This window comes from Halomonas sp. DP4Y7-1 (assembly GCF_019800705.1).
GTDB lineage: Bacteria > Pseudomonadota > Gammaproteobacteria > Pseudomonadales > Halomonadaceae > Halomonas > Halomonas litopenaei_A.
Window position 1 is genome coordinate 1 of record NZ_JAHVKS010000014.1, and the last position, 14,859, is coordinate 14,859.

Genomic DNA, 14,859 nt, shown 5'->3' on the forward strand with positions numbered 1-14,859 from the left:
TTAGGCCTGCCGCCAGCGTTCAATCTGAGCCATGATCAAACTCTTCAGTTTAAAGTCTGATAGTCCGTTAAGCGGACCAAACTTGGCTCAAGGTTCAAACGTCTCGTTTGACGAGTCGCTTGCCTTGATATTTCAGTGACATTGTCACTGACTCATCGGCAAGCGCCCACATGAATTACCTGATCAATTTTTAAAGAGCGTGCTCTTGACTCTAGTGAGCTCAATGAGCGCCTCGCTGTTGCCGAGCGCTTTGCTCAGCGCCCTGCGAGGAAGGCGTATTCTACAGAATCGAAGCGTTTTGTCAAGCGCTTTCTTTTGCGTCCTGCAAGCGATGCTCGCAGACTTCAAAAGAGAGCGAAGCGTGCCTCAGCGCATCCTTTGATGCCCTGTCGGCGACTCCGATCAAGTGGCGAGCATTTTACCGATTTTTCGTTGCTCGTCAAGCAGTAATTTTTCCGAGAAGCTTCAAAAAGCCTTTTCAAATCAACTGCTTTTACCACTCTTTACCGCCTGTGACGTTTGCTCGTCGCCGGCAGCGGATGCGTACTTTACGGATCTACTGCCGGCTTGGCAAGGGATATTTTTAAAAAATGTCAGGCGCTGTCCGAGCCTTCTTCACGATGGCTGAACGCAGGCGAAGACTAGCCGCTACAACCTACTCGATGCCGTCCTGAGGCACACGCACCAGACCCTCCATCAGGATGCGTGCGCTACGACTCATGGTGGCCTCCTCGGCGACCCACTCATTCTCCTGCTGCCTGACGCCTGCCCCTACCCGCAGCGTGCCGGAGGGATGACCAAAGACAACCGAGACTCGCTCCTTGCCGCCTCCGGCAGCGCGGTTGACCAAGGTGCCAGGCACGGCGGCAGCCACACCAATAGCGACAGCAGCGGTTCCCATCATGGCGTGGTGCAGCTTACCCATCGACATCGCCCTGACCAGAAGGTCGATATCGCCGGCCTCTATCGACTTACCGCTGGACGCCGCGTAGCTCCTGGGAGGGGCAACGAACGCAAGCTTAGGCGTGTGCTGGCGACTTGCCGCGTCCTCTAGCCGGTTGATAAGCCCCATCTTGAGCGCACCATGCGCACGCAACGCTTCAAGCCGGGCTAGCGCAGCAGGATCCTCATTGATGTCTTCCTGGAGCTCGTCTCCCCGGTAACCGAGATCCGCGGCATCGACAAAGATCGTCGGGATGCCTGCGTTGATCAGGGTAGCGTCGATCCTCCCTCCGGCCACGATATCGTCGGGCACGCTGAGCTCGTCGACGACGTGCCCCGTGGGAAACATGCTGCCCTCCCCATCGGCGGGATCCTTGAAGGCGAGGTGAATCTCAGCGGCGGGAAAGGCGACGCCGTCCAGCACGAACTCGCCGGTTTCCTGTACCCGGCCGTTGCGCACCGGCACACGGGAGACGATCGTCTTGCCGATGTTGGCCTGCCAGATTCGCACCTCGACCTCACCATCATGGGGAATGCGCTCGGGCGCAATCATTCCACTCTCGATGGCGAAGGGGCCGACGGCTGACGAAAGGTTGCCACAATTGCCGCTCCAGTCGACGAACGGCTTGTCGATGGACACCTGGCCGAACAGGTAGTCGACGTCGTGATCTGGTGATTCGCTGGTACTGACGATGACAACCTTGCTGGTGCTTGAGGTGGCGCCCCCCATGCCATCAGTGTGCTTGCCGTAGGGATCCGGGCTACCCACCACACGCATCAACAAAGCGTCTCGGCTTGGCCCAGGGCGACGTGCAGATTCAGGAAGGTCGTCCTGGCGGAAAAACGTTCCTTTGCTGGTACCACCACGCATGTAAACAGCGGGAATACGAAGCTGCGGCAGGTTCGCCATGGTCACGCTACCTCCGACTCAAGAAAATCCTGAGCAAACCGCTGCAAGACACCGCCAGCACTGTAGATCGACAGCTCTTCAAAGGTATCGATGCGGCAGGTGACAGCAACGTCCTCGACCTCTCCATTCCCTCGCTGAATCTTGAGCGTCAAGCGGGCACCGGGCTGGATATCACCGCTGACATCAAAGGTCTCGCTGCCATCGATTCCCAGCGTCTTGCGTGTCGTTCCCGGCAGGAACTCCAGGGGGAGCACTCCCATGCCGATCAAGTTGGTACGGTGAATACGCTCGAACCCTTCTGCCACGATCACCTCAACGCCGGCCAGCCTCACCCCCTTGGCTGCCCAGTCTCGAGAGGACCCCTGCCCATAGTCGGCACCAGCAATCACGATCAGCGGCTGCTTTCTCGACATGTAGGTCTCGATCGCTTCCCACATCCGCATCACCTCACCTTCAGGCTCGAGCCGAGTCAGCGATCCCTGCTTGACCTCACCGTCGACCACCGCCATCTCGTTCACCAGCTTGGGGTTGGCAAAGGTCGCGCGCTGGGCGGTGAGATGGTCTCCTCGATGGGTCGCATAGGAGTTGAAGTCTTCTTCCGGCAAGCCCATCTTGGCGAGGTATTCGCCAGCGGCACTGGTCGGCAGGATGGCGTTTGACGGCGACAGGTGATCGGTCGTGATGTTGTCACCCAATACTGCAAGCGCCCTCAGCCCCGTCAGGGACCGCTCGGCTGCCAGCGCGCCTTCCCAATAAGGAGGACGGCGAATGTAGGTACTCATCTCACGCCAGTCATACAGCGGGCTGATCTCCTTGGACCTGTCAAACGTGGTGTCGAACATCGGAATGTAGACATCGCGGAAGTGTTCCGGCTTGACGCTCTCGGCAATGATCGCGTCGATCTCTTCATCCGCTGGCCACAGCTCCTTCAGGGTGATGGGGTTGCCCTCAGGGTCATGACCCAGCACGCCTTTTTCAATATCAAAGCGCACACTGCCCGCGATGGCGTAGGCGACCACAAGGGGCGGCGAGGCAAGGAATGCCTGCTTGGCATAGGGATGTATCCTGCCATCGAAGTTACGATTGCCTGACAGCACGGCCGTTGCGTACAGGTCACGCTCGACCACTTCTCGCTGAATCTCGGGATCCAGTGCACCGCTCATGCCGTTACAGGTGGTACAGGCAAAGCCGACGATGCCGAAACCAAGCTGCTCCAGCTCACTCAGCAGGCTGGATTCTTCCAGATAGAGCTGTACAGCCTTGGACCCAGGCGCCAGCGATGTCTTGACCCATGGCTTACGCGTCAGGCCCAGCTCATTGGCGCGCTTGGCGAGCAGACCCGCCGCGATCACGTTGCGTGGGTTCGAGGTGTTGGTACAGCTCGTGATCGCGGCAATGATGACCGCCCCATCCGGCATTTGGCCAGGCGTCTCTTCATAGGGCGCCACAATCCCCCGCGCTTCCAGCTCACGGGTGGACACCCGGTTATGGGGACTCGACGGACCGGCCAGAGTGCGCTCGACCGTGGACAGGTCAAAGTGCAGCACGCGTTCGTACTGGGCATCGACCAGACTGTCCGCCCACAGCCCCGCTTCCTTGGCATAGGTTTCGACCAGGGCGACCTGTTCAGGCTCCCGTCCGGTCAACCTCAGATAGTCCAGCGTCTGGTCATCGATGTAGAACATGGCCGCGGTGGCACCATATTCCGGTGTCATGTTGGAGATCGTAGCCCGGTCACCCAAGGTCAGGTGCGCGGCGCCTTCACCGAAAAATTCCAGATAGCTGGATACCACCCGCTCCGACCGCAGGTATTCGGTCAGGGCCAGCACAATGTCTGTCGCCGTGATACCCGGCTGTGGCTTGCCGCTAAGCTCTACCCCGACGATATCCGGTAGACGCATGTAAGAGGCTCGACCCAGCATCACGCTCTCGGCCTCCAGGCCGCCCACGCCGACGGCAATGACGCCCAGTGCGTCTACATGGGGCGTATGACTGTCGGTGCCGACCAGCGTATCCGGGAAGGCAACGCCCTCCCGCGCCTGAATCACCGGCGACATCTTCTCCAGATTGATCTGGTGCATGATGCCGTTGCCCGGGGGAATGACGTCGACGTTCTCGAAGGCTTCACGGGTCCAGTTGATAAAGTGGAAGCGGTCCTCGTTGCGCCGATCCTCGACGGCGCGGTTCTTTTCGAAGGCACCCTCCTCGAACCCCGGATGCTCCACCGCCAGCGAGTGATCGACGATCAGCTGGGTCGGCACCACAGGGTTGACCTTCGCCGGGTCACCGCCCTTTTCGGCGATGGCGTCGCGCAACCCTGCCAGGTCTACCAGGGCAGTCTGTCCCAGAATGTCATGACACACGACACGCGCCGGGAACCAGGGGAAGTCCAGATCTCGCTTGCGTTCAATGAGCTGTGACAGAGATGCCCTGAGATCCTCCGGAGGACAGCGCCTGACCAGGTTTTCCGCCAGCACTCGGGAGGTGTAAGGCAAACGCTCATAGGCGCCGTCGGCGATGGCATTCACCGCTTCCCGGGTGTCAAAGTAGTCCAGCTCAGTGCCGGGGAGCGGCTTTCGGAAATCGGTATTCATGGCAGGAGTTCACGGTCGCTTGCACCATCGAATGCGGCTCGATGACACATGTTGTTAGAAGAAGCGGCAGGCAGAGTGCCTGCCGCTGCTGGCCGATACGCGAGTGTTGCGTCAATCGCGCTGCTCGATCGGCACCCAGTCAGAGTGTGCAGGCCCGGTGTAGTCGGCGCTGGGACGAATGATGCGGTTATTGTCACGCTGTTCAAACACGTGAGCGCACCAGCCGGTCACCCGCGAGCACACGAAGATCGGTGTAAACAGCTTGGTCGGAATGTCCATGAAGTGGTAGGCGCTGGCATGGAAAAAATCGGCGTTGCAGAAAAGCTTCTTCTCACGCCACATGACCGCTTCAACCCGCTCCGACACCGGATACAGGAAGCTGTCACCCACGTCCTCCGACAGCTTCTTGGACCACTCCTTGATGATGGCATTGCGAGGATCGGACTCGCGGTAGATGGCGTGGCCGAACCCCATGATCTTTTCCTTGCGCTCCAGCATGCCGAGGATTTCCTGCTCGGCCTCTTCCGGGCTCCGCCAGTTCTCGATCATCGCCATGGCTGCCTCGTTGGCACCGCCATGCAAGGGACCGCGCAACGAACCAATCGCCCCGGTCACGCAGGAGTGCATGTCGGACAAGGTCGAGGCACAGACCCGCGCAGTAAAGGTGGAGGCGTTGAACTCGTGCTCTGCGTAAAGGATCAGCGAGACGTTCATCACTCTGGCATGCAGCTCTGACGCGGGCGCATCGCGCAGCAAGTGCAGGAAGTGACCGCCGATAGACGCATCGTCTGTCTCGGTCTCGATACGCACTCCATCATGGCTGAAGCGGTACCAGTAGCAGATGATGGATGGCAGCGCCGCCAGCAGACGGTCGGCGACATCCTGCTGCTGGCCGAAATCGGCTTCCGTCTCGAGATTGCCGAGCATGGATGCGCCGGTACGCATGACGTCCATGGGGTGGGCATCCGCCGGGATCTGCTCCAGTACGGTCTTCAAGGCATCGGGCAGACCCCGCAAGCTCTTGAGCTTGGCAATGTAGTCGTCAAGTTCACGCTGGTTGGGCAACTTTCCCTTCAACAGCAGGTAAGCGACCTCCTCGAAGCGGGCCTTGTCAGCCAGCTCCTTGATATCGTAGCCGCGATAGGTCAGCCCCGACCCACTCTGTCCCACCGTGCACAATGCCGTGGCACCGGCACTTTGACCGCGCAACCCAGCGCCTCCGATCGGTTTGTCAGCCATGGCGTAGCTCCTTATGTCATCGTTGGACGTTGTTATAAAAAATGATCAAGCGTGATTGAGCGCGAAAGCGCGTCACCGCATCATCTGGCGAGCCGATGTGATGTCAGTCCTTGCCCTCGGCGAACAGCGCATCCAGCTTGCGTTCGAACTCGTGGTAGCCCAGCACGTCGTAGAGCTCTTCACGGGTCTGCATCATGTCCACCACATCGCGCTGATGGCCGTTGCTTTGAATACTCTGATACACCTGAAGCGCTGCTGCGTTCATCGCCCGGAAGGCTGAAAGCGGATACAGGACCAGACGACAGCCCACTTCGGCCAACTCCTGCTGACTGAACAGCGGGGTCGCTCCGAACTCTGTGATATTGGCGAGAATCGGTGCATCAACCCGAGCACAAAACGCGCGGTAGTCATCCAGGGTATGCACGGCTTCAGCGAAGATGGCGTCAGCGCCAGCCTCGATGCACGCATTGGCGCGCTCGATGGCAGCATCCAGCCCCTCTTTCTGAAAGGCATCGGTACGCGCGATCAAGTAGAAATCCGGATCGATGCGGGCGTCCGCCGCCGCCTTGACGCGATCCACCATCTCCTGCTGGGACACGATGGCCTTGTTGGGACGGTGGCCACAGCGCTTCTGCGCCACCTGGTCTTCCAGATGCACGGCCGCCACGCCTGCACGCTGCATTTCCTTGACCGTGCGCGCGATGTTGAAGGCCCCACCCCAGCCAGTATCGATATCCACCAGCAGTGGCAGGTCACTGGCACCGCAGATGCGGTGGGCATCTTCCACCACATCATTCATGGTGGTCATGCCCAGATCAGGCAGACCGAAGGACGCATTGGCAACCCCCCCGCCGGACAGGTAAATCGCCTGGTGGCCTGCACGTTCGGCCAGCATCGCGGTGTAGGCATTGATGGTGCCGACGATGGGTAACGGCGTATGGGCGGCAAGGGCTGCGCGGAAGCGAGCGCCCGGCGTCATTGAGCTAGGGGATGTCATGCAAGTCTCCAATCATGGTGGGGTCGAAAAATAGGCCATCAGCTACCGAGATCAGCACCGATGACCACATCGGGCTCATCACGGCCTTCAAGAGAGGCGGCATAGCGGGCCATGACGTTCTCGCGGGAAGCGCTGACATGGCGTCGCATCAGCAGCTCGGCAAGCTCGGCGTCCCCTGCCTCAATGGCGTCGACGATACGGTGGTGTTCGACAAACGCCTTCTGCGGTCTGGCACCGCTGGCACTGAACTGAGTGCGATACATGCGCACCAGGTAGTAGAGGTCGTCACACAGCAACGCCATGAGCATCCGATTGTGGCTACCTAGTACGATGCGGTAGTGAAAATCCAGATCGCCCTCGCGCTGGTAATAGGCTTCACCGCTGGCCAGGTCCGCCTGTTTCTCGTGCACGGCCAGGACCTCTCTCAGCCCGGCTATCTCGCTGGCCGTCATGTGCTCGGCCGCGATTCTCGCCGCCATGCTCTCGAGCGCCTCGCGTACATCGAAAAGCTCCATCAGCTCTTTCATCGATAGCTTGACCACCCGCGCCCCGACGTGGGGCACGCGCTCGATCAAGCGGTGCGCTTCAAGGCGGCGCATGGCTTCTCGCAGTGGACCACGGGATATGCCATAGGCCTTCGACAGGCCCGGCTCGGTGATCTTGCTGCCAGGCGCCAGCTCACCACGGACGATGGCGTCCTGCAGCTGGTGGAAAACACGCTCTGCCAGGGTCCTGACTTCGGGGGGTACCACTATCTCGTGTTCAGCGCTGGTCATGGCTTGATTGTCGACAATAAATGGATAACAGGAATGTAAGACAGGCCAAAGACTGGGTCAATGCCCGGCAAGGACCACAACCTTAGCCATTGGTTGTAGACAATACAACCCAAGGTGTCAGCACGGTGACAAATGCAGCGTTGAGGCAACGCCCGCGGCAACAACGACAAGTGTTTGCGTTGGCCGTAGAATACGCAGCCTGCACTACCCGAGGCCCCGCATGAACGCCCAGCTAGACATCACGCCAATGCCCTATCAGCCCACGCCACTCGGCTATTTCGAGTCACTCCGCTCGAGACCTGGTGCTGTGCTGCTGGACAGCGGCAGGCCTAAGGCTCCCGGCGGGAGGTTCGATATCTTGACCAGTGATCCGCTCGATCAACTGGAGATCGATCCGCTGGGCAAGGCGTGGGATGCGGAAGGCAACCTTGTGACGGGCTCTCCCTTCGCCGCTCAGCAACGCCTGCTCAACCGATTGCCGAAGACAGACCTGGTCTCCGAGCTGCCCTTTCTCGGAGGCTTGATCGGCTATTGGAGCTATGACCTGGGTCGCCTTATCGCCGGAGTCAAAGGCCCGGCACGCGCGAGCACCCGACTTCCCCTGGCACGACTGGGCCTTTACGACTGGGCCTTGATTCAGGACCACGAGCAACAACGAAGCTATCTCGTTGCCGACACGGCGCGACGTCAGCAGGTCCTCGCCTGGCTGCTCGAGCCTGCCGAAGACAGTCACTTCACACTGACATCCCGCTTCACCTCCAACCTCGACGAAGCGTCCTACCGCGACCGCTTTGAGCGTGTTCAGCACTACATTCGGGCAGGAGACTGCTACCAGATCAATCTTGCCCAGCGCTACTCGGCACGCTACCAGGGCGATCTATGGGGAGCCTACCGGTGCCTTCGAGCGGCGACCCCAACGCCCTTTTCCGGATTCATGTCGTGGCAAGGCCGTCACGCTGAACAAGGTCTCCTGTCGGTGTCTCCAGAGCGCTTTATCGAATGCCGGGAAGGCACCGTGGAAGCACGGCCCATCAAGGGCACTCGTCCTCGTGGACAGTCGCCGGCCGAAGACTTGGCCCTCGCTGAAGAACTACGGCAAAGCGTCAAGGACCAAGCCGAGAACGTCATGATCGTGGACCTGCTACGCAATGACCTGGGGCGAGTCTGCGAAACCGGCAGTGTGAACGTTCCCCAGCTGTGCGGTCTGGAAAGCTACGCCAACGTGCATCACCTGGTCAGCATCGTGAGTGGAAAGCTGCCGCCACACACGCCACCGCTGACCCTGATGGAGGCAGCGTTCCCTGGGGGATCCATCACCGGGGCACCCAAGATTCGCGCCATGCAGATCATCGACGAACTGGAGCCAGACAGACGCAGTGCCTACTGCGGCAGCCTCGGCTATGTCGATGTTCGTGGCCATATGGACACGTCCATCGCGATTCGCACGGTGGTGGCCGATGACAAGCATCTGCATATCTGGGGAGGCGGTGGTCTAGTGGCCGATTCCGAGGCAGACGCTGAGTACACTGAGACCCGAGACAAGATTCGCCACCTGATGTCAGCCCTGGGCGATAGCAGCCATCAGGACTGACCCGCCCAAACCAATGGGAATAAGAACCCTTATCGCTAATCGATAAACGCTATATAAGAACCGAACCAATCGATATTGGGGCCGGACTAGCGCCTTTTGGTAGGGTAGCGGCAAAACACACACTGGAGGTCGCCGTGACGCCCTTTGACCCCAATGCCTTCGTCCTGGAACATGACCAGGCGACGCCCAAGAACATCCTGAAAGCCGCCTATGAGGCCTTCGGCCAGCTGACAGTCTCCTTCTCCGGTGCCGAAGACGTGGTACTGATCGACCTGGCCCTCAAGGTAGCGCCCAAGGATAAGGTGCACGTCTTCTGCCTGGATACCGGACGGCTGCATGCGGAAACCTACGAGTTTATCGAGCGGGTGCGCGAGCACTACGCCATCGAGATAGACATCCGCTTTCCTGATCAGCAGGCAGTTCAGGACCTGGTTCGCGAGAAGGGCCTGTTCAGCTTCTATCAGGATGGCCACCAGCAGTGCTGCGGTATTCGCAAGGTAGCGCCATTGCGTGAACGCCTGGCGGGACTCCCCGTCTGGGTCACCGGGCAGCGTCGCGATCAAAGCCCAGGCACCCGCTCTCAGCTGCAGATCGCCGAACGCGACACCACCTTCGGCAGTGAGTCATCACCGCTGTACAAGATCAATCCATTGACCCACTGGTCCAGTGAAGACGTCTGGAACTACATCCGCTCCTTCGATGTGCCTTACAACCGTCTGCATGAGCAGGGCTACGTCAGCATTGGTTGCGCACCCTGCACCAGGCCCATCCTTCCCGGTCAGCACGAACGTGAAGGGCGCTGGTGGTGGGAAGACCAGGGCGGCAAGGAGTGCGGTCTGCACGTCCTCAACCTGCCCCCGGTGGCCGCCAAGGATTAAGCGTCCACCGGCACGAGCGTCGAGCTGAATCAAAAAAAGCGCCCTTCGGGGCGCTTTTTGGTGTCCTGCGGCTACGCTTCTGCTGCTTACCTCAGCGTACTGGCAGCTCGATACCCTCGAACAGGGTGTGCTCATGCCGGGGCCCTGCCGCCAGCGCCGCATCCACCAGATCTCGATCAAGGTGGTCGGCAAACTGTTTCAAGAAGTCATACATGTAGCCACGCATGAAGGTTCCTCGACGAATGCCGATCTTGGTGGTGGAACTGTCGAACAGATGGCTGGCATCCAGCGCCACAAGATCATGATCCAGCTCTTCATCCACCGCCATGTGCGCCACGATGCCCACGCCGAGGCCAAGCCGCACATAGGTCTTGATCACATCGGCATCAGCGGCCGTCAGCACCACATTGGGCGACAGGCCCCGAGCCCTGAAAGCATCGTCGAGCTGAGACCGACCGGTAAAGCCAAAAACGTAGGTCACCAGGGGGTGTTCGGCCAGTTCATCCAGGCCCAGTCGCTCTACCCCCGCCAACGGATGATCGCGCGGCACCAGCACACAGCGATTCCAGCGGTAGCAGGGCAACAGCACCAGATCATTGAAGAGTTCAAGGGATTCGGTGGCGATGGCAAAGTCCGACTGCCCTTCACTCACCATCTGAGCGATCTGCTTGGGCGTCCCCTGCTGCATGTGCAAGGCCACGTCAGGATATCGCTGGGTGAACGACTGAATCACGGGAGGCAGACAATACCGGGCTTGGGTGTGCGTAGTGGCAATGGCCAGGCTTCCACGTCGCTCATCCGAATGTTCCTGAGCCACATCCTTGATATTGGCCGTCAACCGCAGCACCTGACCGGCCAGCTCGATGATCGCTTCGCCAGCCGGGGTGACTCGGGTAAGGTGCTTGCCACTGCGCGCGAAAATTTCCACCCCCAGCTCGTCCTCGAGCAGGCGGATCTGCTTCGAGATCCCTGGCTGGGAGGTGAACAGACTCTGGGCGGTCGCCGATACATTGAGGTTGTGGCGGGAAACCTCCCAGATGTAGCGCAGCTGCTGTAATTTCATGGCCGGAGCTTACCTCGTCCGAAGTCGTCGGATTGGTGCAAGAGAGATGCGGCAAGGCGCTCAATGGAGGTATCAGCCATGTTCGGCATGGCGTAAATGCCTTTTACGTACAATAGTTGCCATGGCAACGGACTCGTTCGTAAGAGGGGCCACCGCCGCCCGGCACATACCAAAGCGCCATAAAGAACCCTGCGGTGATTACTTTATAGCATAATGAGATCGATTGCAGCGGTTCGTAAGCTGACTAAGAAACTATCGACCCAATATTTGCCAGCGTATTGGCCGACCGCTACCATCGTGCCACCGGACATGGCGGACATGTCCCCCATTCCGCTCGATGAAGCGCAACATATATGGAGAAACACATGGCTAACAATGTCGATGTCACCAATGCCAACTTCGAGCAGGAAGTTCTGCAGGCCGATTCCCCGGTATTGCTGAAGTTCTGGGCTCCCTGGTGCGGTCCGTGCAAGGTGATGGCACCGGTGGTCGATGAAGTCGCCGAAGAGCGTGACGGCGCCCTCAAGGTGGTCAGCATCAATGTGGACGACGCCCCTGAAATCGCCGCCGAGCAGGGCGTGCGCGGTGTACCCACCGTCATGCTGTTCAAGTCAGGCGCCAAGGTTGCTTCCTTGGTGGGCGCTCAGTCGAAGTCTCAGCTGACCCAGTTCATCGAACAGAACGCCTGAGCAGCACGACCTGACGAGCGCTCGGCACGGCACCGCCTGCATAAGACGAGTCAGTGCTGACACATCGAACCCGACGCCTGTGAACAGGCGTCGGGTTCGATGCTTTTAGGCCTTCATCTCGGCATGCTGCCAGGCCACTCGCGCGCTTACTTGCGCAGCACGTAGCGCAGGATCTCCACCACCTGATCAGTGCTGGTCGCCCAAGCCTGAGCGTCAGCGTCGACCTCCTTGAGAGGGTGCACGATCTCTTCTGCGTGCAGGGTGACATAGGGTTTGCCAAGCGCCGCACAGTACCCCGCGTCGAAGGCCGCATTCCATTGCTTGTACTTGTCACCAAAGCGCACGATGACCAGGTCGCTCTCGCCGATCAGGGTTCTGGTGCGAATCGCATTGACCCGCGATGACTGATGGTCCCGCCAAAAGCCCTCCCCGGGCACGCCGAGCATATCACCAGCTGCATCACTGGCATCATGGTCGGTCACCGGCTGGGTGAAGACGACGTCGAGCCCCGCCTCCCGGGCGCCCTGCTTGATCTCCTCACGCCAATCGGTATGTATCTCTCCAGACAGGTAGACGGTAAAGCTCATTGCATCGTTTCCTTTGTAGGGTTAGACCGGCTGTTTCAAGAAGCACACTCATCGTCTCATCCGAGGCAGGCCTCGCGGGCACGGCGCAACCCCTCTTCTCTCTGAGCCGGCCAGCTGTTAATTTTATTCGGGTGGTGATGACGGGACATGGAGCGCCCTCTGGCTCAGCCATGATACCTGGTGGTCGGAACCACACAACCACGTGCCGACCGCTGACACTGCCTTCTTCATGGCCAGCACCGATGAGAGACGGCGACAAGGAACCTAGATGCAAGACACGGACCCCACTGACAACGCAGCACCGATGTCCTCGGCAGATACGCGCGAGATCAATCGTCGTCAGGGCCACTTCGCCAGCCAGGACACCTTCTGGCTGTTTGGCTACGGTTCGCTCATCTGGAAGGCCGACATCGCCTATCGCAAGCGTCGTCCCGCCCTCATTCATGGCTACAGCCGACGCTTCTGGCAAGGATCCCACGATCATCGGGGGACACCAGACGCGCCCGGGAGGGTCGCCACCCTGGTGCGTGAGGAAGGCGCATCATGCCTGGGCATGGCCTACCTGATCGGCCCCGAAGCGCTCAGCCCACTGGATTTGCGCGAGAAGAATGGCTATCTGCGAGCCAGTGTCACCCTGCACTTCGTCGACCATGGGACGAATGGCGATCAGCCCCGGAACCAGCACCAGGTCTCGGCCACACCTCAGACAGCAACGGGCTTGGTGTATATCGCCAGTAGTGACAACCCGGCATACCTTGGTGATGCACCGGTCGATCACATCGTCCAGCAGATCGCCCGATCCCACGGACCCAGCGGCCCCAACAGCGATTATCTGCTGAACCTTGCGGATGCGCTGAGCGACCTTGGCGGCGACGATGCCCACGTCTTCCAACTGGCACAGCGGTTACGCCAGCGAATGCGCCAGGCGGCCCCTCAGTCGTCTTGTCTTGAGTGAGCGCCGCCCTGCCCTGTTCTCAGCACACTGTTCTCCGAAAACCGTTCTCGAAAAACTGCTCTCGAAGCGTAGGTCTTGACCTGTTATCGCTGATCGGATGCCGCTTAACTGTCTTCGATGACCTGTCTTACATGGCTTCTTTCGATGATCGTTGGCAGTACACCGTGCCTTGACCGCATGGACCGCTCGCGGTGATCTGACCGACACTGCGCTTTACGGCAGCCCGAGCCCTGTCAGCCGACAGGTCGCTTCTGCCCTTTACTCGCTGGAGACCCCAGATGAGCGTCACTCTTGAAGACGTCAGACACGCCGCTGACGCCATTGGTAGCCATATCGTGCGCACCCCGTTGCTGCACTCTGCCACCCTGTCGCGCCTGACCGGTTGCGAGCTGTATATCAAGTTCGAGAATCACCAGTTCACCGCTGCCTTCAAGGAGCGGGGTGCGCTCAACCACCTGCTCGCCCTGACCGAAGCGGAGCGCAAACGTGGCGTCATCGCCATGTCAGCCGGCAATCATGCCCAGGCCGTGGCTTATCACGCTTCGCGGCTGGGCATCCACGCCGTCATCGTCATGCCGCGTCACACCCCAAATCTGAAGGTCAGCAACACCCGTGCTCTGGGGGCCGAGGTCCATCTGCAGGGAGATGGCGTTGACGAGGCAGGTGCCTACGCGGCGCGCCTGGCCGACGAACATGACTACGTCTTCGTCCATCCCTACGACGATGAGAAGGTGATTTCAGGCCAGGGCACTATCGCACTCGAAATGCTGGAGGACGAGCCGTCACTCGAGGCGCTGGTCATTCCCATCGGCGGTGGCGGGCTTATGGCAGGCAACGCCGTCGCGGCCAAGGGACTTAACCCCTCCATCGATCTTCTTGGCGTGCAGACCGCACGGTTTCCTGCCATGCAGCAAGCCCTGGCCGGCGAGCCGATTCACTGCGGGCGTGCCACCATTGCAGAAGGCATTGCGGTGAAGCAGCCCGGCCAGATCACGCGGGAACTGATCCGCCAGCACGTCGGTGACATCCTGATGGTCGATGAAGCGGATATCGAGCGCGCTATCCTGATGCTGCTGGAAATCGAGAAGACGGTGGCTGAAGGCGCTGGTGCCGCAGGACTTGCCGCGGTGCTGAGCCAACCCGAGCGCTTCCGTGGTCGCAAGGTAGGACTGGTACTGTGCGGCGGCAATATCGACATGCAGGCGCTATCGTCCGTGATTCAGCGAGGACTGGTCAGGTCAGGCCGGATCGTGCGCGTACGCGTCGGCATCTCGGATGTCCCGGGCTCCTTGTCCGAGCTCACGCAGCTGCTGGCTGAGCAGCGCGCCAATGTCATCAGCATCACCCACCAGCGCACCTTTACCGACCTTTCACTGCGAGCTACAGAAGTCGAGGCCACCCTGGAAACCCTCGGCAGTGAGCACACCCGCGACGTCCTGGCAGCGCTTCGCCGCGAAGGCTACGACCCGGTGATGCCCGCCAACGAAGTCCACCCCGATGAACGCTACGCCAGCGCTGACGAGTCAAAGGGGACATCCCAGCGCTGAGCACAGAGCACTGCGAGTGCTAAGTCACTCGCATGGCCCCAGTGGTATCACGAAGTGAATCGCCAGGTGAATTGCCACTGGGGCACCCCTG

Annotated in this window: 12 protein-coding genes; 5 read left to right on the forward strand and 7 right to left on the reverse strand. The window is 60.1% G+C overall.

Translation table 11 applies throughout. The annotated features are described in order from the left end of the window. Nucleotides 1-655 precede the first annotated feature (655 nt). The 5 genes from prpF to KUV72_RS19315 all read right to left on the reverse strand — a co-directional run bounded on the left by prpF (nt 656) and on the right by KUV72_RS19315 (nt 7,458). Nucleotides 656-1,852, reverse strand: a complete 1,197-nt coding sequence (gene prpF / locus KUV72_RS19295) for a 2-methylaconitate cis-trans isomerase PrpF (RefSeq protein WP_222239465.1) — start codon at nt 1,850-1,852, stop codon at nt 656-658. A 2-nt stretch (nt 1,853-1,854) separates the two neighbouring features. Then, nucleotides 1,855-4,446, reverse strand: a complete 2,592-nt coding sequence (gene acnD / locus KUV72_RS19300) for a Fe/S-dependent 2-methylisocitrate dehydratase AcnD (RefSeq protein WP_206944831.1) — start codon at nt 4,444-4,446, stop codon at nt 1,855-1,857. 111 nt (nt 4,447-4,557) lie between these two features. Continuing rightward, nucleotides 4,558-5,685: a 2-methylcitrate synthase gene (gene prpC, locus KUV72_RS19305; protein ID WP_206944832.1), complete on the reverse strand. Its 1,128-nt coding sequence runs from the start codon at nt 5,683-5,685 to the stop codon at nt 4,558-4,560. Nucleotides 5,686-5,788: 103 nt separating this feature from the next. Beyond that, complete coding sequence (gene prpB / locus KUV72_RS19310) at nt 5,789-6,682, reverse strand: methylisocitrate lyase (RefSeq protein ID WP_206944833.1); 894 nt, start codon at nt 6,680-6,682, stop codon at nt 5,789-5,791. Between the two features lie 38 nt (nt 6,683-6,720). Next, nucleotides 6,721-7,458, reverse strand: coding sequence for a GntR family transcriptional regulator (locus tag KUV72_RS19315; RefSeq protein ID WP_206944834.1), 738 nt, complete (start codon nt 7,456-7,458; stop codon nt 6,721-6,723). Nucleotides 7,459-7,678: 220 nt separating this feature from the next. On the opposite strand from KUV72_RS19315, the gene pabB reads away from it, so the two are divergent. Then, entirely contained in the window at nt 7,679-9,049 is a 1,371-nt protein-coding gene (gene pabB / locus KUV72_RS19320; protein WP_222239466.1) for an aminodeoxychorismate synthase component I, read from the forward strand. 134 nt (nt 9,050-9,183) lie between these two features. Then, the gene (locus KUV72_RS19325) at nt 9,184-9,927 is read left to right on the forward strand and encodes a phosphoadenylyl-sulfate reductase (protein WP_206944836.1); all 744 of its coding nucleotides are present in this window, start codon (nt 9,184-9,186) and stop codon (nt 9,925-9,927) included. A gap of 91 nt (nt 9,928-10,018) precedes the next feature. On the opposite strand, the gene cysB is transcribed toward KUV72_RS19325, so the two are convergent. Next, a complete protein-coding gene (gene cysB / locus KUV72_RS19330) occupies nt 10,019-10,990 on the reverse strand; it encodes an HTH-type transcriptional regulator CysB (protein WP_206944837.1) in 972 nt (323 codons plus the stop codon). Nucleotides 10,991-11,355: 365 nt separating this feature from the next. Between cysB and trxA the strand changes: the two genes are divergently transcribed. Further along, a complete protein-coding gene (gene trxA / locus KUV72_RS19335; RefSeq protein WP_206944838.1) occupies nt 11,356-11,679 on the forward strand; it encodes a thioredoxin in 324 nt (107 codons plus the stop codon). A 146-nt stretch (nt 11,680-11,825) separates the two neighbouring features. Here trxA and KUV72_RS19340 read toward each other — a convergent pair whose 3' ends face one another. Further along, complete coding sequence (locus tag KUV72_RS19340; RefSeq protein ID WP_206944839.1) at nt 11,826-12,266, reverse strand: YtoQ family protein; 441 nt, start codon at nt 12,264-12,266, stop codon at nt 11,826-11,828. A gap of 268 nt (nt 12,267-12,534) precedes the next feature. Here KUV72_RS19340 and KUV72_RS19345 point away from each other — a divergent pair, with 268 nt between their 5' ends. Both KUV72_RS19345 and KUV72_RS19350 read left to right on the forward strand, forming a co-directional pair. Beyond that, nucleotides 12,535-13,221, forward strand: a complete 687-nt coding sequence (locus KUV72_RS19345; RefSeq protein ID WP_261317586.1) for a gamma-glutamylcyclotransferase — start codon at nt 12,535-12,537, stop codon at nt 13,219-13,221. Between the two features lie 278 nt (nt 13,222-13,499). Beyond that, entirely contained in the window at nt 13,500-14,768 is a 1,269-nt protein-coding gene (locus tag KUV72_RS19350) for a threonine ammonia-lyase (RefSeq protein ID WP_222239467.1), read from the forward strand. The last annotated feature ends 91 nt before the right edge of the window (nt 14,769-14,859 follow it).

Bases quoted from the DNA above. Each gene is read 5' to 3' on its own strand.
- prpF (WP_222239465.1), bottom strand. From the start codon at position 1,852: ATGGCGAACCTGCCGCAGCTTCGTATTCCCGCTGTTTACATGCGTGGT.
- acnD (WP_206944831.1), bottom strand. From the start codon at position 4,446: ATGAATACCGATTTCCGAAAGCCGCTCCCCGGCACTGAGCTGGACTAC.
- prpC (WP_206944832.1), bottom strand. From the start codon at position 5,685: ATGGCTGACAAACCGATCGGAGGCGCTGGGTTGCGCGGTCAAAGTGCC.
- prpB (WP_206944833.1), bottom strand. From the start codon at position 6,682: ATGACATCCCCTAGCTCAATGACGCCGGGCGCTCGCTTCCGCGCAGCC.
- KUV72_RS19315 (WP_206944834.1), bottom strand. From the start codon at position 7,458: ATGACCAGCGCTGAACACGAGATAGTGGTACCCCCCGAAGTCAGGACC.
- pabB (WP_222239466.1), top strand. From the start codon at position 7,679: ATGAACGCCCAGCTAGACATCACGCCAATGCCCTATCAGCCCACGCCA.
- cysB (WP_206944837.1), bottom strand. From the start codon at position 10,990: ATGAAATTACAGCAGCTGCGCTACATCTGGGAGGTTTCCCGCCACAAC.
- trxA (WP_206944838.1), top strand. From the start codon at position 11,356: ATGGCTAACAATGTCGATGTCACCAATGCCAACTTCGAGCAGGAAGTT.
- KUV72_RS19340 (WP_206944839.1), bottom strand. From the start codon at position 12,266: ATGAGCTTTACCGTCTACCTGTCTGGAGAGATACATACCGATTGGCGT.
- KUV72_RS19345 (WP_261317586.1), top strand. From the start codon at position 12,535: ATGCAAGACACGGACCCCACTGACAACGCAGCACCGATGTCCTCGGCA.
- KUV72_RS19350 (WP_222239467.1), top strand. From the start codon at position 13,500: ATGAGCGTCACTCTTGAAGACGTCAGACACGCCGCTGACGCCATTGGT.